This window comes from Autumnicola lenta, from assembly GCF_031846515.1.
Lineage (GTDB): Bacteria > Bacteroidota > Bacteroidia > Flavobacteriales > Flavobacteriaceae > Autumnicola > Autumnicola lenta.
On sequence record NZ_JAVRHO010000009.1, the window covers coordinates 62,729 to 83,565 of the forward strand.

Below are 20,837 nucleotides of genomic sequence, written 5' to 3' on the forward strand. Positions count from 1 at the left end.
AACTATGAATCTAAAAGCTAATTTGTTTTTTCTAATTTTCATTGCTGCGGGTATTTTTTCTTCAGAAGCGCAGGAAATCCGGGTGCACGATCCTGTTGTGGCCAAACAGGGAGATACGTATTATTTATACAACACCGGCCGCGGGATTGGGGTTTACAGTTCTAAAGACCTTAAAAACTGGAAACGTGAGCCTGCTGTTTTTAAAGAAAAACCTGAATGGACGGACAGTGTGGTACCAAATTTCGAAAATCATATCTGGGCCCCGGATATTACTTTGCACGACGGTACTTATTATTTATACTATTCAGTTTCAGCTTTTGGTAAAAACACTTCAGCAATGGGCGTAACGACAAATACAACTCTAGATCCCGAGGATGAAGGTTATAAATGGGAAGATCACGGGAGTGTAGTCCGCTCAATTCCCAACCGCGACATGTGGAACGCCATAGATCCTAATCTTGTTTTTGATGATGAAGGCACACCATGGTTATCCTTTGGTTCCTTCTGGGACGGGTTAAAACTGGTGAAAATGAATGAGAATCTTCTAGAAATTGCAAAACCTCAGGAATGGCACACAATTGCCAGGAGAGAACGTTCCTTTAAACTAGCAGATGCCGATCCCGGCGACGCTGCTTTAGAAGCTCCTTTTATCTTCAAGAAAAACGGATATTTTTACCAGTTCCTTTCCTGGGACCTTTGTTGCCGTGGGGATAGAAGTACGTATAAAGTCGTGGTGGGAAGATCAAAAGATGTTACCGGGCCCTATGTAGACAAAGAAGGAAAACCTTTAAACGAAGGTGGCGGAACTTTATTAATTGAAGGAAATGAAAATTGGTATGGTGCGGGCCATAACAGTACTTATACCTTTGATGGTACAGATTACATTTTTTTCCATGCTTATGATGCTAATGATGATGGATCTCCAAAACTTAAAGTTAAAGAATTAAGCTGGGATGAGGAATGGCCAACTGTTGCTCCTCTGAAATAATAATTAAAAACAAACAAATTCAAATATGAAGGCAAAATCATTAATAAACTTTTTAGTTGTAGCTTTTTTCTTGATGGGAGTTACTAATTTTTCGCAATTACATGCGCAAGATCATTCGCCTGAAGGTAATAAAATCGTAAAATCAAACGATCCTATTGTACTACAACGAGCAGATCCATTTATCTACAAGCACACAGATGGTTACTACTATTTTACGGGTTCTGTTCCAACCTACGATGCTATTGAAATAAGACGGGCAAAAACCATTGAGGGATTGCAAAATGCAGAGCCTCATATAGTTTGGGATAAGCACGAAAGTGGACCGATGAGTCGTCACATTTGGGCACCCGAAATTCACTATTTAGATGGGGAATGGTATGTATATTTTGCAGCTAGTGAAGAAGACGATATTTGGAAATTACGGCCTTATGTTCTGAAATGTAACGGTCAGGATCCATTAAAAGATGAATGGGTGGAACTTGGAATGATGCAGGCAGCAGATGATGACCCCAAAAGCTTTACCGATTTTTCATTAGACGGAACTGTCTTTGAGCATAATGGCAAACGCTATTTCAGTTGGGCAGAAAAAACTGGAGGACAATTCGCAGCTTCTAATTTGTATTTAGCTGAAATGGAGTCGCCTACCAAGCTCAAAACTGTACAGTTTATGCTAACCACACCAGATTACGATTGGGAACGTGTTGATTTTTGGGTGAATGAAGGCCCTGCGGTGATTAAAAACGATGGTAAAATCTTTATTACGTTTTCAGCAAGTGCCACTGGAGCTTCTTATAGTGTGGGAATAATGGAAGCCGACGAAGATGCTGATTTATTAGATAGAAATTCCTGGACGAAGTCAAGATATCCGGTTTTAAAAACCAATGAAGAAAAAGGTATTTATGGTCCGGGACATAATTCCTTTACCGTCGATGAAAAGGGAGATCCGTTGATGATTTATCATGCAAGAGATTACGAAAAAGCAGTTGGGGATCCAGAAATGGTACCTGCAACAGATAAAAGATCGTTAGAAGAAATTAAGGAAGATCCTTTATATGATCCTAATCGTCATGCAAGAATGATGGAAGTGAAATTTAATGAAAGCGGAAGACCGGTTTTTGAATTGTATTAAATTTAGAAAAAGGGCAGTTAAGCAAAGCATTGGAAAGTCTTGTACTATTTAATGAAAATTCTGTTGATACTCCGGAGAATTTTTCTTGAAGAATAGAGTAATAAAAGATATTCAGGGATAAATTCATGGTAAGTTTAACTGCCTATTCAGTGAACATTTTAAAAATGAAAATGAATCAAAAAAATCTTAAAATTAATAAGTGTTTTTACAACACTTATTAATTTAATTTTTATATTTGTTTTTGAGATAAAAAAGATATCATGAGTGCATATGTAATAGGATTGGATTATGGAACAGATTCTGTGCGGGCAGTTTTGCTCGACACGAAAAACGGTCAGGAAATGGCATCCTCTGTTTACTGGTATCCACGATGGAAAGAAAGACAATTTTGTGACGCGTCCAGCAATCGTTTTCGACAACACCCTTTAGATCATATTGAAGGTTTGGAAGAGACGATTAAAGGTGTGATCCAGAAGAGTAAAGTGGATGGGGCAGATGTTAAAGGAATCTGTATAGATACCACCGGATCTTCTCCGGTTCCGGTTTCTAAAGATGGAACTCCTTTGGCATTGCAGGATGACTTCAAGGAAAATCCAAATGCCATGATGGTTTTATGGAAAGACCATACAGCCATAGAGGAAGCAAATGAAATTAATGAACTGGCAGAAAGCTGGGGTGGTGAGAACTTCACTAAGTATGAAGGAGGAATTTATTCTTCAGAATGGTTCTGGGCAAAAATAGCACACATCATACGTGAGGACGATAATGTGAAAAATGCGGCTTACACCTGGATGGAACATTGCGACTTAATGACCTACCATATTATCGAAAATCAGGATCTGGAAAGTTTTAAAAGAAGTAGATGTGCTGCAGGACATAAAGCCATGTGGCACGAAAGCTGGGGAGGACTTCCTTCCGAAGACTTCCTTAACAGGCTTGATCCATATTTAGGGCAATTGCGCGGCAGACTCTATGATGAAACTTATACTTCAGACGAGATTGCAGGGAACCTGAGCAAAGAATGGGCAGAAAAACTGGGTTTAACTACAGATTGTGTGGTTGCCGTAGGAACATTTGATGCACACTCTGGTGCAGTAGGTGCAAAAATAGATGAACATACGCTTGTTAGGGTGATGGGAACTTCCACCTGCGATATTATCGTCTCTTCCAAAGAAGTTATTGCAGATAAAACGGTACGTGGTATCTGCGGACAGGTAGATGGATCTGTTATTCCGGGATTTATTGGTCTGGAAGCAGGACAATCTGCTTTTGGTGATTTGCTGGCCTGGTTTAAGGACGTTCTTTCATGGCCGGTAGATAATCTTGTTTTAAATTCTGAATTACTTTCTTCGGAACAAAAGGAAAATTTAAAATCGGAAATTGAAAATAATTTTATCAGGAAACTTTCAAAACAAGCTGAAGAAATACCTTTAGAAGAGAGCATTCCTGTTGCCCTGGACTGGATAAATGGTCGTAGGACTCCCGATGCAAACCAGGAGCTGAAAAGTGCCATTTCTAACCTCTCGCTTGGAACAAGGGCTCCGCATATTTTTAAAGCACTTGTTAACGCCATTTGTTTTGGTTCCAAAGAAATAGTAGATAGATTTGAGCAGGAAGGGGTTAGGATTGATAGCGTAATAGGAATTGGAGGGGTGGCAAGAAAATCCCCGTTTATTATGCAGACCTTAGCAAACGTGCTAAAGAAGCCTATAAAAGTTGCGAAGTCTGATGAAGCTCCGGCTCTGGGTGCTGCAATTTATGCTTCTGTAGCTGCGGGTATTTTTCCAGATGTAATCGAGGCAAGCAAAACTTTAGGAAGTGATTTTGAAGCAGAATATCATCCTGAAGATACTAAAATTTCTAAATACGAAGACCTAATGAAAGCTTATCAGGGTTTAAGTTCTTTTGTAGACAGTAAAACAGATAGAAAATCTCTTAACAATTAACTATGAGTGCCTTTATAGAATTAAAAAGAGAATGTTACGAGGCAAATATGCAGCTTAATGCGTTGGATCTTGTAATATATACTTTTGGTAATGTGAGCGCTGTAGACAGGAAAGAAGCAGTTTTTGCTATAAAACCGAGCGGTGTTCCCTACGAAGACTTAAAACCTGAAGATATTGTTATTATGGATTTTGATAACAATGTTATTGAGGGGGAAATGCGCCCTTCTTCAGATACCAAAACCCACGCCTATTTGTATAAGAACTGGGAAGAAATTGGTGGTGTTGCCCACACTCATGCTACTTATTCTGTAGCCTGGGCGCAGTCGCAAAAGGATATTCCGATTTTTGGAACTACTCATGCAGATCATCTTACGGCAGATATTCCTTGTGCGGCACCTATGCGAGATGACTTGATCGCAGGAAATTACGAATATAATACGGGAATACAGATCCTGGAGTGCTTTAGGGACAAAGGTCTTTCCTATAAAGAAGTACAAATGGTGCTACTTGGAAATCACGGTCCTTTCACATGGGGCAAAAATGCTGCAAAAGCAGTTTACAATAGCAAAGTTCTCGAAGAAGTTGCAAGAATGGCATATCTCACTCTTCAGATAAATCCTGAAGCACCACGATTAAAAGATTCATTAATTAAAAAACACTATGAACGTAAGCACGGTAAAAACGCCTATTACGGTCAGAAATAGCAAACTAACCTTATAATAAATCAAAAAATGACAGATATTGCTCATAAAGAAATCTGGTTCGTCACAGGAAGCCAGCACCTGTACGGTGAAGAAACTTTGAACCAGGTTACCAAAAATTCCAAAGAAATTGTTGAAGGTTTAAATGGTTCTTCTCAAATTCCGTTGAAAATAGTTCATAAAGATACTGTAAAGACTCCTTCGGAAATTACAGAATTATGTCTTCATGCTAATACAGATAAAAATTGTATAGGAATCGTTACCTGGATGCACACGTTTTCTCCTGCCAAAATGTGGATTAATGGGCTAAATATTCTAAAGAAGCCAATTTGCCACCTGCATACGCAATTTAATGCTGAGATCCCGTGGAATGATATCGATATGGACTTTATGAATTTAAACCAGTCGGCTCATGGAGACAGGGAATTTGGTTTTATTATGAGCAGGATGCGCAAAAAGCGTAAAGTGATTGTTGGCCATTGGAAATCAGATCGTGTTCAGAAGAAATTAGGAATATGGACGAGAGTGGTTCTTGGTTGGGATGAACTGCAGCATCTAAAAGTTGCCAGAATTGGTGATAATATGCGTGAAGTAGCGGTTACCGAAGGAGATAAAGTGGAAGCACAAATCCGTTTTGGAATGTCTGTTAACGGTTACGATTCTTCAGAAGTAGTGGAGCATATTGAAAAAGTTTCCGAAGAAGATATAAACGCACTTTTAAAAGAATATGAATCTTCTTATAACCTTACGGATGCATTAAAAGAAGGAGGAGCTCAAAGAAGTTCCCTTGTGGATGCTGCCAGAATTGAACTGGGGTTACGTTCATTTTTAGATGAAGGTGGTTTTAAAGCTTTTACAGATACTTTTGAAAACCTTGGAAAGCTGAAACAATTACCGGGAATTGCTGTACAACGCCTTATGGCAGATGGATATGGATTTGGAGCTGAAGGTGATTGGAAAACAGCTGCTTTGTTAAGAGCCATGAAAGTTATGGCTGTAGGTTTAGAACCCGGCACTTCTTTTATGGAAGATTACACTTATCACTTTACACCTGAAAAATCTTACGTTCTTGGTTCTCATATGCTGGAAATTTGTCCTTCTATTGCAGATGGAAAACCAGCATGTGATATTCATCCTTTGGGAATTGGAAGCAAAGAAGACCCTGTGAGACTGGTATTTGATTCTCCTGAAGGTCCCGCTTTAAATGCATCTTTAATAGATATGGGCAACAGGTTCAGGCTAATCGTTAACGAAGTTGAAGCAGTGAAACCTCAGGAATTGCCAAATTTACCAGTGGCCCGTGTACTTTGGGATGCCAAACCAGATCTTGATGTTGCAGCTACAGCATGGATTTTAGCTGGTGGTGCACACCACACTGTTTATACCCAGGCATTAACTACTGAATATTTAGAAGATTTTGCCGATATTGCCGGGATCGAACTGTTGGTAATAGACGATAAAACGGCAGTAAGGGATTTTAAAGATAAAATTAATGCCAATGAAGCTTATTACCATCTGTTTCAACATGGCTTGTAATTCTTAACACCAACTACTACAATGAAAAACATTAGAAAAAGTCTTTTTGCTTTTGCCGTTTTGGGATTAGCGCTAGTATTCGTGCAATGTAAAAATGAAAAAAAAGATGAAAACAACCAGGCAGAAGACACTGCCGAAAACCAGAAAGTTTTGATAGAAAAATCTGATTTTGGAACTACTCCTGAAGGAGAACCGGTAGAAATGTACACACTTACAAACGCCGGGGGAATGGAAGTTAAAGTTATTACCTATGGTGGTAGGATTACCAGTCTTAAGGCTCCAGATAAAAATGATAATTACGAAGACGTGGTTTTAGGTTTTGATTCCATTGAACAATATACAGAAGACAACCCATACTTTGGGGCTCTTATTGGGCGCTATGGAAACAGGATTGCCCAGGGAAAATTTTCTCTTGACGGTGAAGAATATGAGCTTGCTCAGAATAATGGTGAAAATCACCTGCATGGAGGAGAGAAAGGATTCGATAAAGTGATTTGGGATGCCACTCCTGAAGAAGGAGAAAACTCATCTTCCCTGGTACTTACCTACACCAGTGAAGACATGGAAGAAGGATATCCCGGGAAACTTGAAACTACAGTAACCTATACGCTGTTCAACGATAATTCCTTTGATGTGAAGTACGAAGCTACTACAGATAAGAAAACTGTAATTAATCTTACCCAGCACGCATATTTTAACCTTTCGGGGGATTTTAGCGAGACTATTCTTGATCACATTATCAAGATCAACGCTGATAAATTTGTGCCGGTAGATGAAAACCTGATTCCGACAGGAGATTTGATGGACGTTGAAGGTACTCCATTTGATTTTCGCGAACCTAAAGAAGTTGCTGAAGGGATTAATGCCGATGATGAACAAATTCAAAGAGGCGGCGGTTATGATCATAATTGGGTTTTAAACAACCAGGACAGCGGAATGAGATTCGCAGCTTCGGCTTATGAATCTGATAGCGGAAGATTCCTTGAAGTTTATACAGACGAGCCGGGAATTCAATTCTACACCGGGAACTTTTTGGATGGAACGTTGCCCGCACAGGGAGGTGGTACTTATGGGAAAAGAACAGGGTTCTGCTTCGAAACCCAGCATTATCCAGATAGTCCCAACCAGGAAGATTTCCCTTCTGTAGTACTTGAGCCGGGAGAAACATATACTTCCAATACAAGTTTTAAATTTTCAGTAAAATAGATTTATGCAAACTTTAGATACTTTTGACTGGATCGCCGTAGGTCTATATTTTTTAGTACTTGCAGGTATTGCGGTTTGGGTAATACGTAAAAAGCAGGAAAACACTGCAGATTATTTTCTCGCAGGAAGAAATGTGGGGTGGTTCGTAGTTGGGGCTTCAATTTTTGCTTCCAATATAGGATCAGAACACGTTGTAGGCCTGGCGGGTGCCGGTGCCGGAAATAAACTTCCTATGCTTATTTATGAAATTCAGGCATGGGTGGTGCTTATCCTTGGGTGGGTTTTTCTTCCCTTTTATGCCAGGAGCGGAGTTTTTACGATGCCGGAATTTCTTGAGAAAAGATTTGATGCACGTTCACGTTGGGTACTTTCAGTATTCTCTATAATTGCTTACGTGTTAACCAAAATTTCGGTAACTATCTATGCCGGTGGGGTAGTGGTTTCTGCTTTGCTTGGTATCGATTTCTGGACTGGTGCACTTTCTACAGTAATCTTAACAGGATTATATACTGTATTGGGAGGAATGCGTGCCGTAGTTTATACAGAAACTTTGCAGGCCGTGATGCTTGTAGTTGGTGCTGCAGCGCTTACTTTTATAGGTTTAGATGAAGTTGGTGGATGGGCCAGCATGACAGAAACCGTTACTCCGGAATATCTTAACATGTGGCGTTCAGCTTCAGATCCCGAATTTCCGTGGCCTTCACTGTTAATCACAAGTACGATTGTGGGAATCTGGTACTGGTGTACAGACCAATACATTGTACAGCGGGCACTTACAGCAAGGAATATAAAAGAGGGGAGAAGAGGTACTATTTTTGGCGCATTGCTAAAATTACTTCCTGTATTCCTTTTTCTTATTCCGGGGATTATCGCGTTAACGCTTAAGATGAGAGGGGAACTACATTGGGATAGTCCGGACGAGGCTTTTCCGGTATTGATGAGTAACCTCCTGCCTTCAGGTTTACGCGGACTTGTGGCTGCGGGACTTTTAGCGGCTCTGATGAGTTCACTGGCTTCAGTATTTAATTCATGTTCCACACTATTTACAGTGGATATTTATAAGAAACTTAGGCCAAATACTCCGGAGAAGCAACTTGTGAGAACAGGACAAATAGCAACAGTATTTATTGTTATTATCGGTATTATCTGGATTCCAATTATGGCTAATATTTCAGGTGTATTGTATGAGTACTTGCAGAAAGTTCAGTCTTATATAGCACCTCCAATTACAGCGGTTTTCCTACTCGGAATTTTTTATAAGCGTATAAATGCACAAGGAGCATTTATAACCCTTATGGTAGGTTTTATCGTAGGTGCATTAAGAATTGTGCTGGAACTTATGAAGGAGTCATTAGATCCTGATGGATTCCTGTTTTTGCTGGGAGATATAAACTTCCTTACTTTTGCAGCATGGTTCTTCCTATTCTGTGTGGTACTAATCACAGTGGTGAGTTTAATGACCAGTATACCTTCAAAAGAGAAAATCTTTAACCTTACCTTCCAAACTATTTCTCCGGAAGAAAAAGCTAACAATAAGAATAGTTACAACTGGGTAGATGTTGCTGTTTCTATTCTAATTATTATTCTTGTGGCCGGAGTAATGCTCTTCTTTAACGGAAAATCAGGATTTTTCTAGAATAAAAGCTGTTTTTATAGCTTTAAAGATTATAAATTCCTTTTCAGAAGCTTATTTTGTAAGTAACTGAAGAGGAATTTTTTTATGAGCTGTTGTCAGTTTTTAAAAGTTTCAGATTTCATGTTTCAGAAAAGTAACGCCTTCAAAATGTTTCCGCGGTTCTGTTCTTTTTCTCTTCTTGCAGCGAAACGGTCCTGGATCTTGTGCCTCTTGTTTCCTGTTTCAGAAAAAAGACACGTCCTAAAAATGGCAATTATGGACCTGTAGAGTTGTTGTGGGTTGACTTTTGAAGCGGTTGTCGATTTTCAGTTTCAAAAGGTTTCGGTTTTCAGGTTTTAGAAAAAAGAGAGGCCTCTAAAAATGGCAATTTTTGAAATTATGTTTCACCACCACGAATTCAAGAATAATCTTTTAGACTTTCCCCAGAACGTTACCAGCGAGTGTCCTGATTCTTTTCTCCTGATCCCTGGTTCAGTCTAAAGTGAATGATCCAAAATGGCAATTATCGTCCTCAAGTTTCATTACGAATTCAAGAATAATCTCTGAGACTTTCCGCAGAACGTTTCCAGCAAGTGTCCTGATTCTTTTCTCCTGCTTCTTGTTTCTCACTCACTCCTCATCATCAAATTGAAATCCGCTGTTTTTGCTTCGCTGTCTTCGTTGATTACTTTGTTCGTCAAAAGAATCTTCTAACACTTCATCATCGCTATGAAAATCAAGCCTGTAAGAGAATCCGCCGGCTACCTGCCACCTGGATGGGGTATCTTTAAAATTAATCAGACCGGAGACGTCAATCTGAAGATCATCTAATAATAAATAAGCGGCACCACCACGCAAAATATCATCGGCATATAAATCACTAATATAGCCCTGATATTCACCAAAAACTGCAAACTTTGGAGTAATAGCATGAGTGACTGTCGCTATTGCACCATAGCTGGGAAATTCTTCTGTAAATTTATCTGCTATAAAATTCATTACCAGAACCCATCGCCCCCAGTTGTTTTGGGTAATAACCGCTGCTTTGGGGCTAAATTTAGATTCTCCGGGATATAAATAAGGACTGTCACCAAAAGAGAAATTAGCACCTCCATAGACGGAAATGGCAGGAATAAGAGTTTTCCATTTAAAGCGCCTGTTTGCCTTCCAGCTGTATAGATTAGGTTTATCTTCTTCAGCATTTTTGTAAGGATCAGAAACGAGGTATTTGGCACCAATTGTATTTGACCTAAAGTTTCTGATTTGTGATTCCTGATCCCTATTACCGACACGGACGGTGGTTGTTTGATCCTGAAACGAACCAAAAAGGTTTAGCTCCAGGTTTTCTGTGAGAAATCCATATCGTAAGCCATACATAGCACCCAGTATGTCTGTTTCCTGCCGAAAAAGCGTATGATCGTCATTTCCCATATAAGCCCCTGCTTCCAGTTGTAACACTCCTTTTCCAACAGCGAAACCTCCCTGTGACTCTCCGGGACGGTTGGAATTGATGGTTTCAGTATATTGAGCCTGAACATTGTAAATTGTGAAGATAAAGAGAAGACAGATAAGGCTTTTGAGCATGATTGCCAGGTTTTGGTTCGTTCAAATATAGAAGAAAATTATTATTTTTTTAGGTTCTTAAAAACAGGAATTGTCTCCTCATCTTTTTATTTTTGCAAAAATTTCAGGACATGTACGACGCATCATTTTCGGGTATATTGAGAACGATATTAATTATTCTTCTTATTTACTTCGGATTGAAAATATTATTTCGATTTCTTGGTCCTTTGATTCTGCGGTATTTTATGAAGAAGATGGGCAAGAAGTTTCAGGATCAGTTTAATCAGTATCAAAAACCTACAGAAGAGAAGGAAGGAAAAGTGAGTATCGAAAAAAAGCCCCGGAAGGGCGGGAAATCCAACAAAGATGTTGGTGAGTATATTGATTACGAAGAAATTGATTAATTTCGAACCATCCATCGGAGATACACTTTTTTACAAACAATCCGGTGAGTATGGATAACTGGCTAAAATTGTCAAATTTCGACCAATGTTCTGAAGCTGCTGTTCTTCAGGATTTCTTTTGAAACTAAAATCTTATTGATGGTTAAATTCAAACGAATTCTCCCTCACCTGTTTGTTCTTGCAGGTTTTGTAATTATTGCCGTAGCTTATTTTAATCCTGTTCTTCAGGGGAAAGAAATTTACCAGAGCGATATTGTTCAATATCTTGGAATGGCCAGAGAACAGACTGACTTTAGAGAGCAGACAGGGGAGGAGCCGTATTGGACAGATGCAGCTTTCGGTGGAATGCCAACCTACCAGCTAGGAGCACGTTACCCACATAATTACATTAAAGATTTAGATTCGGTACTTCGTTTTTTGCCACGACCTGCAGATTACCTTTTTATATATTTTCTTGGATTTTACATTCTGTTATTATGTTTAAAACTGGACTATAAACTTGCCTTTTTAGGGGCACTGGCTTTTGGGTTTTCTACGTATCTCATAATCATCCTCGGGGTGGGGCATAATGCCAAGGCACATGCTATCGCTTATATGCCGATGGTCCTGGGAGGTATTGTTCTTATTTTCCGAAGGAAAAATTCGTTGGGATTTATTCTGTTGGCATTTGCGATGGCCCTGGAAATTGCCGCTAACCATTTCCAGATGACCTATTATTTGCTATTGCTGGTGATTTGCCTTGGAATAGCTTACTTAATAGATGCCATTAGAAAAGAAATTATCTCTCACTACTTCAAGTCTTTAGGAATAATGGTAGTGGCCGTTATTTTAGCGATAGGAGCAAATGCAACCAATCTTCTTGCAACGCAGGAATATACCGCCTTTAGTACTCGCGGCGACACCGGTTTGACTATTAACCCCGATGGATCTGAGAAAACAGCTTCAGGATTGGATTTTGAATATATTACCAGTTATAGTTATGGAATAGCTGAAAGTTTTAATCTTTTTATTCCCGGGTTTATGGGAGGATCCAATTCTGAAGATATTGGCAGGGATTCTGAAGTTTATAACGCCATTCTCGGTTTGGGAGCTTCTCCCACCCAGGCAGCAAGTTTTGCTGAAGGCGCACCAACTTATTGGGGAGATCAACCTTATGTTGGAGCTCCCGCCTATATTGGCGCCAGCGTTATATTTTTGTTTGTTTTTGCTCTTTTTCTAATTAGAGGCCGCTTAAAATGGTGGATCGTGGGGGGAAGTGCTTTAGCACTTTTACTTTCCTGGGGTAAAAATTTAGAGTTTCTCACGGAGTTTTTTATTAATTATGTTCCGTTATATAATAAATTTCGTGCGGTAACCTCCATTCAGGTAATTATAGAACTCTGTGTTCCTGTTTTGGCAGTTTTTGGCCTGTACAAGCTTTTTAATAATTTTGACAAAGAAGAAGCGAAACTGAATGCTCTAAAATGGGTTACCGTTATTACCGGAGGATTGAGTGTAGTATTTCTATTATTTAAATCTGTGTTCTTTGATTTCAGTGGAGCGGGAGATTCTATGTTAATTGAGCAATTAGGGATTGATTTTGTGCGGGCATTAAAAGAAGATCGAAGAGCTATTTTTACTTCAGATACTATAAGATCTTTAATATTTGTCCTTTTATCGGCTGCATTGATTTGGTTTTATCTGAAGAAAAAAATTTCAGATAAACTGGTTGTAGCAGGTTTTGCTGTCCTATTTCTGGTAGATCTTGTAGGAGTGGATCGTCGCTATGTGAATAATGAAGATTTTGTGCTGGCAAGAAAAATGGAACGTCCTTTTGAAGCTACACAGGCAGATCAGCAAATCTTGCAGGACGATTCCCGATATCGGGTTTATGATATTACCGGCAATCCTTTAAGCAGTAGCAGGGCATCTTTTTTCCATAATTCCATTGGTGGATATCATGGAGCAAAACCGGGACGGATTCAGGAATTATTCGATTTCTATATTGCGGGAAATAATATGGAAGTTCTGAATATGCTGAACGTAAAATATTTTATCGTACCAACAGAAGAAGGGGTGCAGGCACAACAGAATCCTAATAATTACGGCAATGCCTGGTTTGTGGAAGATGTGAAATGGGTAGATTCAGCAAATGAAGAAATCTTAGCTTTAAAAGAAGTGGATCTGCAGAATACAGCTGTGATAAATGAAGAATTTAAAGATATTCTGGGCGATAATGTAGGTTTTAACGCCAAGGCTGAAATTAAACTGGTGAGTGAGCAGCCTAATGAACTCGTCTACGAAACTTCTTCTGACAGTAATCAGCTTGCGGTTTTTTCTGAAAGTTATTATCAGCCGGGATGGCAGACATATGTTGATGGAAAAGAAGTAGAACACGTTCAGGCTAATTATGTTTTAAGAGCGATGAATATTCCGGCCGGGAATCATACTGTTACTTTCCGGTTTGAACCTGAAGTCATTAATACCGGAAGTCAAATCACCCTTGCAAGTTCTATTATTCTTGGCCTTTGTGTTCTGGGTGGAATTTTCTATGGTTTCAGAAGAGATAGAAAAGAGGAGAAGTAGTGGATGGAGAAAGTACTCATCATTACGTATTATTGGCCTCCCGCAGGCGGCCCGGGTGTACAGCGCTGGCTTAAATTTGTAAAGTATCTCAGAGATTTTGAGATTGAGCCTGTTGTTTACGTTCCGGAAAATCCTACGTATCCTTTAATAGATAAAAGCCTTGTTTCTGAAATTCCTAAAAATATTCAGGTTGTTCAACAGAAAATTTTAGAGCCTTATTCCGTTGCCAGCATCTTCTCCAAAAAAGATACCGAGACTATAAGTTCCGGAATAATTGCTAAGGAAGGGAAACAGAATTTTCTTCAGAAAATGATGCTCTACATCAGGGGAAACTTTTTTATCCCTGATGCACGCAAATTTTGGATAAAACCTTCAGTAAACTTTCTGAAGAACCTTTTAGAAGAGCAGCAGATAAAGACAATTATCACTACAGGACCACCACATAGCCTGCATCTTATTGGGCTTCAGTTAAAAAATGAATTAAATATAAAGTGGTATGCCGATTTTCGTGATCCATGGACGCAGATTGGCTATCATGATAAGCTGAGGCTATCAAAGTCTTCACAACAGAAGCATATTAATCTGGAAAAGGAAGTGCTGAATTCTGCAGATCATATAATTACCACAAGTTTTACCACAAAGAAAGAATTTCAGAATAAAACATCTAAACCAGTATCAGTCATTACTAATGGTTTTGATGAAGAGCCTGCAGAAAATAACATTCAGCTGGATAAGAAATTCACTTTTTCACATATTGGTTCATTACTTTCTGGTAGAAATCCGGAAAATTTGTGGAACTGCTTAGGGGAATTAGTTTTAGAAGAAAAAAGTTTTGCTGATGATTTTATACTGAATTTGGTGGGAGCCGTAAGTGAAGAAGTTCTGGATTCCATTAAAGCTGCTGGCTTAAAAGATCATTTAAGCCTTCACAAATATGTTCCTCATGCTGAAGCAATAGCACTTCAGCGAAGAAGTCAGGTGCTTCTTTTAATAGAAATTGACAGCCAGGAAACGAAAGGAATAATTCCGGGAAAAGTTTTTGAATATCTTGCTGCAAAGCGTCCTATTTTAGCCTTAGGGCCTGCAGAGTGGGATATTTGCCAATTTTTGGAAGAGACTTTAGCCGGCACTTTTTTCAAATATTCCGAAGAAGAAAAGCTGAAGTATCACATTTTGAAATTGTATAGAAAGTTTAAAGAAGAAAGGCTGGAAATAGATTCCAGAAACATAGAAAACTACCACCGCAAAGCGCTAACACGCAATTTAGCTAACTTGCTAAAGCAAAAATAGCTTATATGGGAATTATTATTAATCAGTCTTTTAAAAACCTGATCACTACCTACTTTGGATTTGGTATTGGAGCTATTAATACGCTGTTTTTGTTTACATATTTTCTTGAACAGGAATATTATGGTCTCGTTAGTTTCCTGCTCTCTGCGGCTAACCTAATTTGGCCATTTTTAGCCTTTGGAGTGAATAGTACCTTGATTAAATTCTATACTTCTTATAAAACAACAGAAGAAAAGGACCGGCTATTTAATCTTGCTTTACTGCTGCCGCTTGGTGTTGCTGTAATAATTGGTGTGCTGGGAATGCTTTTTTACGATTTTCTTCTTCAATATTTTTCTGACGGGAATGAGCTTGTAGAGCCTTACATCTGGATGATATTTGTTATCGCAGTTGCTACAGCATATTTTGAGATATTCTTTTCCTGGTCTAAACTTTATTATAAAAGTGTTTTTGGAAATTTTATGAAAGAGGTTTTCCATAGATTCTGCATTAGCATGCTGCTTCTGGCAGTTTTTTTTAAATGGATGGATGTTTCCGTATTTATTTACTGTATAGCCGGAGTCTTTGTTTTTAGATCTATAGCCATGGCAATCTATGCTTTCATGTTGTATATGCCTGAATTCAGCTTTAAGTTTCCACGGAATCTAGTGAGAGTTCTAAAATACACTTCATTGATTCTAATAGCATCTTCGGTAGCAATGGTTTTGCTGGACCTGGATAAAGTTATGATCGAATACTATCTACCTATAGAAAATGTGGCGATCTACGGAATTGGCATATACATCGCTACCGTAATTTCTGTCCCGCAAAAGGCAATGCATCAGATTACTCACCCTATGACTGCGAATTTGCTGAACACGAAAGACAGGGAAGGTTTAAGGGATTTGTATAAACGAAGTTCTATAAATTTACTGATTATAAGCGGGATCATTTTCATTCTCATTATTGCTAACCTTAACCAGCTTTATGAGTTAATTCCTGAAGAATATGAACTGAGTGTATGGGTGGTTTTGCTTATCTCTCTGGTAAAACTCTACGATAATCTTTTAGGAAATAACAACAGTATTTTGTTTAACTCAGATTATTACAGGTTGGTATTGGGTATTGGGGTTTTTCTTGCAATACTGGCTTTTATCCTCAATGTGATTTTTATTCCAAACTTCGGAATTGAAGGCGCAGCCATGGCTAGTTTTCTTGCATTTTTTATTTATAACAGCACTAAAATCTTTTTGGTGATTAACAAGTTTAAAATTCATCCTTTTACAAATAAAACCTGGACCATATTATTGTTTATAGGAATTTTAAGCGCTGCATTTTACTTCTGGGAGTTTCCGTTTCATCCGATACTAAACATTGCACTGAAGTCGGTAATTATCTGTATTTGCTATTTGCTGCTGGCCTATAAATTCAATTTTTCTTCAGATGTTAATAAGCTTTTGGACAGGTACACGGGCCGCTAAATAACTAAAACAGAAAACCCCCAGGCATCTCTCGACAACCGTGGGGGTTTTCCAACTAACCAACCAAAAAATTAAATTATGAACATTTTAATTACTACTTCTCATATTTCGTGCCGAACTTCTCCCGGACGATGAAGAATTTGAACTTTCCCTTCCGGACCTGGTAACAGTACGTTGTGTAGCTGAACTTCTTCCTGAAGTCGAAGATCTTACAGTCGCACTTCGTTGTGCAGGAGCGCTTTGCCTTACAGAATTGGAACTTCTTGCAGGAGTCGAATTTCTCCTAATTGTTCTTTCTGAAACTTCAGGCCTTCTTGTGTTGCTAGAAGTTCTGGCTTCGGTTCCTCTGGAACTACTATTACTTTCTATTCTGGAAGTAGAAGTTCTTGCTTTTCTCATCTCTTCAATAGCCCTACTTCTGTTTTCCAGGTTTGTACTGGTTCTGCTAATACTTCCTCTTTCGGCTACAGTGGTTCTTTCTCTTGCAGCGTTGGATCTTCTATTTTCAGCAATATTACTTTCAGTTCTAGTGTTTGAATGACGAATCTCGTTTCGAACATCACGACGCTCTGTGACCCTTCGACCTTTGTTATAGGAAACCACCGTTTGATTAGGCCTATAGAAATCTTTAGTATAAGAGTTATTTCTGTAATTATTATTGTAATAAGTTATGTACTGATTATACGTAACCCTTTGTGGTTGATAATAAGCTCTGTAAGGGCTGTTGAACACTATACTGTAATTTGCATGAGGTCTTGTATAAAATGAGTGCCATGGCCGTTGTACATAATACCTGTTGTAGTTATTTATGTATCCATTGTAATGGGAAATCCTATTAAACCTGTTGTAATGTACCATCAGGTTTCCAACCCGGCCTACACGACCGTGATTATTATAGTCAATCAAAACGTTTCCTGCCTGAATAATTCTTCCGTAGTAGTCGTAAAATACCGGAACATTTTCAATTTGAATTACTGCTCCGTAATCATCATACTGAATGTACGGATCGTAATTAAATCCCCCATTATAACTAATATTCACATTCGGGGACGAAATGTTTACAATATTTGTTCTCCTAAAGTCAGGATTATAGTAAAAATCAAATTCTCCATTTGGATATACAGCGAACTCAACTCCTCCTTCAACAAAAATAAAAGAGTTGTCGTAAGCCCGTACCGGCGTAATTCCTGCAGAAGCCGAAACCGACCATCCTGCAAAGAAAATTGCTATAAGAAGGGTAAAGTTTTTCATGATTTCCTTGTTTTAAGTTAAAGACTTGTGAAGTCTCTATAAATAAAACAAAGTACGTGCCAAAGTGAAAATTGTGCAGAGTTTGGAGTTTGTTGTTCGTTGTCTTTTGCATTTAAATGCCCATGCTAGTTTAGAACTTCGTGCTTCTAACTTTGTTCTTAGAAGCAAAAAAACTCAGTTTATTGTAGTGAGCTGATGCGGTTTTTTCAGTTAGATACGTTCAAACTTCCCTTTTTGTACTTCTTATTTTTTTAAATTTTCTCCTGTAGGTATTTTGCGGTATAGGATGTTTTGTTCTTTGCAACCTCCTCAGGAGTACCTTCAGCAATTAAATATCCACCTTTCTCTCCGCCTTCAAGTCCAAGATCAATGACATGGTCTGCACATTTTACAAGGTCCATATTATGCTCAATAACTACTAACGAATGTCCTTTGTCAATTAAAGCATTAAAGGACTGCAGCAATTTCTGAATATCATGAAAGTGTAATCCTGTTGTAGGTTCGTCAAAAATAAAAAGTGCTTTCTCCTTAGTATTTCCTTTTACCAGGAAAGAAGCGAGTTTGATTCGCTGTGCTTCTCCACCAGAAAGGGTAGAGGAGCTTTGCCCAAGCTGTACATAACCAAGCCCCACATCCTGAAGCGGCTTGAGTTTATTTACTATTTTATCCTGATTTTTCTCGCTGAAGAATGCAATAGCATCATCAATGGTCATATTAAGGACGTCATCAATATTTTTATCTTCAAAATTGACTTCCAGGACTTCTTTTTTAAACCGTTTTCCGTCACAGGCTTCGCATTCCAAATGAACATCGGCCATAAACTGCATTTCTATGGTAACTTCGCCTTCTCCCTTACAGGTATCACAGCGGCCTCCATCCACATTAAATGAGAAGTGTTTGGCTTTATAACCTCTTATTGAAGACAACTTTTGATTCGCGAACAAATTCCGAATATCATCGTAGGCTTTAATGTAAGTTACCGGATTGGAACGGGAAGATCGTCCAATAGGATTCTGATCTATGAATTCTACAACTCCAAGATTTGCAAAATTTCCCTTTACTTCGGAAAACTGTCCTGCTTTTTCTCCATAGCCGCCAAGTTGTTTTTGAACAGCAGGATAAAGAATCCTCTTTACCAGTGTGCTTTTTCCACTTCCTGAAACGCCTGTAATTGCTGTAAATACTCCCAGTGGAAAAGTGACATCAATATTTTTAAGATTATTTTCCCGGGCACCAACAACAGTTATTTGCTGTTTTGACTTTCTTCTTTTCTTCGGAACTTTAATCTCCTTTTCCCCATTAAGATATTGTGCTGTAAGGGAAGAAGATTTTAAAATTTGCTTTAGAGTCCCTGTGGCAACGACTTCGCCACCGTGCGTTCCGGCTTCGGGTCCAATGTCGATAATCTCATCTGCGGCATTCATAATATCTTCATCATGTTCCACGACAATCACGGTATTTCCAATATCCCGAAGACGCTGTAGAACTCCTATCAGCCTTTCCGTATCGCGGGGATGTAAGCCAATGGAAGGCTCATCAAGTATATACATCGAGCCTACGAGGCTGCTTCCAAGGCTGGTTGCGAGATTGATCCTTTGCGATTCCCCGCCAGATAAAGTATTAGATTTCCTGTTCAGTGTTAAATAATCTAATCCAACGTTAGAAAGAAACTGAAGTCGGTTCTTGATTTCCGTAAGTAAACGTCGGGCAATTTGTTCGTCATACTCGTTTAATTCCAGGTCGTTGAAAAACTGCCTTACCTGCTCAAGTGGTTTTTCGACCAGGTCCGTAATATTCAATCCGCCGATTTTTACGTAATGAGCTTCCGGTCGTAATCTTTTTCCTTTACAAAGGGAACACCTGGTTTTGCCACGATAGCGGGAAAGCATAACCCTATTCTGAATTTTATATGCTTTGCTTTCCAAAAACTGAAAGAACTGATTAAGTCCTTCAAAATATTGATTTCCGTTCCAGACAAGCGCTTTTTGTTCTTCAGTTAATTCGAAATAAGGTTTATGAATTGGAAAATCAAATTTGTGAGAACTATTCACCAGCTGATCTTTATACCAGCTCATGCTGTCACCTCTCCAGGGAAAAATGGCATTTTCATAAACGGACAATCCTGTATTAGGAATTACCAGGTCTTCATCAATCCCGATGACATCTCCATAACCTTCACATTTTGGACATGCTCCATAAGGATTATTAAAACTGAAAAGGTGAACGTTAGGTTCCAAAAAAGTCATTCCGTCCAGCTCAAACTTATTGCTGAAGTGGCGCAGGTTTTTATCTGCAAGGGATTCAATATAAAGCTCACCTTTTCCTTCAAAAAAAGCTGTTTGTACAGCATCTGCAAGCCTGTTGAAGAAATCCTCTTCATCTTTGGTAATAACACGGTCTACTACCAAAGAAATTTCCTCCGGCTTTACTTTTTTTAGCTCTGCTTCATCAATCCGTTTAACATCATCACCAATTTTTATCCGGCTGTAGCCCTGCTGTGCGAGAACTTCAATTTTCTTTTCTAATGACCTTCCTTCTTCAATATGAATAGGGGCGAGGAGTAATAATTTTTCTCCTTCTTTAAAAGATTTGACATAATTGATAACATCGGTAACCGTATCTTTTTTCACTTCATTTCCAGAGACAGGAGAATAGGTTTTTCCTATTCGCGCAAAAAGCAATTTCAGGTAATCATAAATTTCAGTTGAAGTTCCAACAGTAGACCTTGGGTTAGTGGAATTTACTTTTTGCTCAATTGCTATTGCAGGTGCTATGCCTTTTATATAATCCACTTTCGGTTTATTTAACCTCCCCAAAAACTGGCGCGCATAGGAAGATAGACTCTCTACATATCGCCGCTGTCCTTCAGCATATAGGGTGTCAAAAGCAAGACTGGATTTTCCTGAACCCGAAAGCCCTGTAATTACCACTAATTTATTCCGGGGGATTACAACATTTATATTTTTGAGATTGTGCAGTTTTGCACCTTTTATAATAATATTTTGTTTAGGGTTTACCTTCGCAACATCAATATTCATAGTCTCTTTTTCTAAAGTAAGAATGCAAAGGTACTTAATAACGAGCAGTGTAGAAAGCTGCTGAAATCTTATAAGAATGTTAAAGAATTATACTTTTATTTGTATTTCTCAATATTATGTTACTATATTTGGCATTGTTGAACCT

14 protein-coding genes are annotated in these 20,837 nt (G+C 38.6%); 11 read left to right on the forward strand and 3 right to left on the reverse strand.

The features are described 5' to 3' along the window. The first annotated feature begins 4 nt into the window (after positions 1-4). The 7 genes from RM545_RS07920 (at position 5) to RM545_RS07950 (ending at position 9,142) form a co-directional block, all read left to right on the forward strand. Positions 5-988, forward strand: coding sequence for an arabinan endo-1,5-alpha-L-arabinosidase (locus tag RM545_RS07920; RefSeq protein WP_311494781.1), 984 nt, complete (start codon positions 5-7; stop codon positions 986-988). Positions 989-1,013: 25 nt separating this feature from the next. Then, positions 1,014-2,117 carry a family 43 glycosylhydrolase gene (locus RM545_RS07925; RefSeq protein WP_311494782.1) on the forward strand — a complete coding sequence of 368 codons (1,104 nt, stop codon included), beginning with the start codon at positions 1,014-1,016 and terminating at the stop codon, positions 2,115-2,117. A 260-nt stretch (positions 2,118-2,377) separates the two neighbouring features. Further along, positions 2,378-4,063: a ribulokinase gene (locus tag RM545_RS07930; RefSeq protein WP_311494783.1), complete on the forward strand. Its 1,686-nt coding sequence runs from the start codon at positions 2,378-2,380 to the stop codon at positions 4,061-4,063. Positions 4,064-4,065: 2 nt separating this feature from the next. Next, entirely contained in the window at positions 4,066-4,767 is a 702-nt protein-coding gene (locus RM545_RS07935) for an L-ribulose-5-phosphate 4-epimerase (RefSeq protein ID WP_311494784.1), read from the forward strand. A gap of 27 nt (positions 4,768-4,794) precedes the next feature. Beyond that, positions 4,795-6,300 (forward strand): L-arabinose isomerase, encoded by a 1,506-nt coding sequence (gene araA / locus RM545_RS07940; RefSeq protein ID WP_311494785.1) that lies wholly within the window; start codon positions 4,795-4,797, stop codon positions 6,298-6,300. 21 nt (positions 6,301-6,321) lie between these two features. Next, on the forward strand, positions 6,322-7,506 hold the full coding sequence (locus RM545_RS07945; RefSeq protein WP_311494786.1) for an aldose epimerase family protein: 1,185 nt from the start codon (positions 6,322-6,324) through the stop codon (positions 7,504-7,506). A gap of 4 nt (positions 7,507-7,510) precedes the next feature. Then, entirely contained in the window at positions 7,511-9,142 is a 1,632-nt protein-coding gene (locus tag RM545_RS07950; RefSeq protein WP_311494787.1) for a sodium:solute symporter, read from the forward strand. A gap of 609 nt (positions 9,143-9,751) precedes the next feature. Here the strand turns inward: RM545_RS07950 and RM545_RS07955 are convergent. Next, a complete protein-coding gene (locus tag RM545_RS07955; RefSeq protein WP_311494788.1) occupies positions 9,752-10,705 on the reverse strand; it encodes a transporter in 954 nt (317 codons plus the stop codon). A gap of 110 nt (positions 10,706-10,815) precedes the next feature. Here RM545_RS07955 and RM545_RS07960 point away from each other — a divergent pair, with 110 nt between their 5' ends. The 4 genes from RM545_RS07960 (at position 10,816) to RM545_RS07975 (ending at position 16,403) form a co-directional block, all read left to right on the forward strand. Continuing rightward, a complete protein-coding gene (locus RM545_RS07960) occupies positions 10,816-11,088 on the forward strand; it encodes a DUF4834 family protein (RefSeq protein WP_311494789.1) in 273 nt (90 codons plus the stop codon). A gap of 138 nt (positions 11,089-11,226) precedes the next feature. Further along, positions 11,227-13,653 (forward strand): YfhO family protein, encoded by a 2,427-nt coding sequence (locus RM545_RS07965; RefSeq protein ID WP_311494790.1) that lies wholly within the window; start codon positions 11,227-11,229, stop codon positions 13,651-13,653. Positions 13,654-13,656: 3 nt separating this feature from the next. Next, on the forward strand, positions 13,657-14,943 hold the full coding sequence (locus RM545_RS07970) for a glycosyltransferase family 4 protein (RefSeq protein WP_311494791.1): 1,287 nt from the start codon (positions 13,657-13,659) through the stop codon (positions 14,941-14,943). 5 nt (positions 14,944-14,948) lie between these two features. Further along, the gene (locus tag RM545_RS07975; RefSeq protein ID WP_311494792.1) at positions 14,949-16,403 is read left to right on the forward strand and encodes an oligosaccharide flippase family protein; all 1,455 of its coding nucleotides are present in this window, start codon (positions 14,949-14,951) and stop codon (positions 16,401-16,403) included. Positions 16,404-16,490: 87 nt separating this feature from the next. Here the strand turns inward: RM545_RS07975 and RM545_RS07980 are convergent, their stop codons facing one another. After that, the gene (locus RM545_RS07980; protein WP_311494793.1) at positions 16,491-17,654 is read right to left on the reverse strand and encodes a hypothetical protein; all 1,164 of its coding nucleotides are present in this window, start codon (positions 17,652-17,654) and stop codon (positions 16,491-16,493) included. A gap of 251 nt (positions 17,655-17,905) precedes the next feature. Continuing rightward, positions 17,906-20,692 (reverse strand): excinuclease ABC subunit UvrA, encoded by a 2,787-nt coding sequence (gene uvrA / locus RM545_RS07985; protein WP_311494794.1) that lies wholly within the window; start codon positions 20,690-20,692, stop codon positions 17,906-17,908. Between the last annotated feature and the right edge of the window lie 145 nt (positions 20,693-20,837).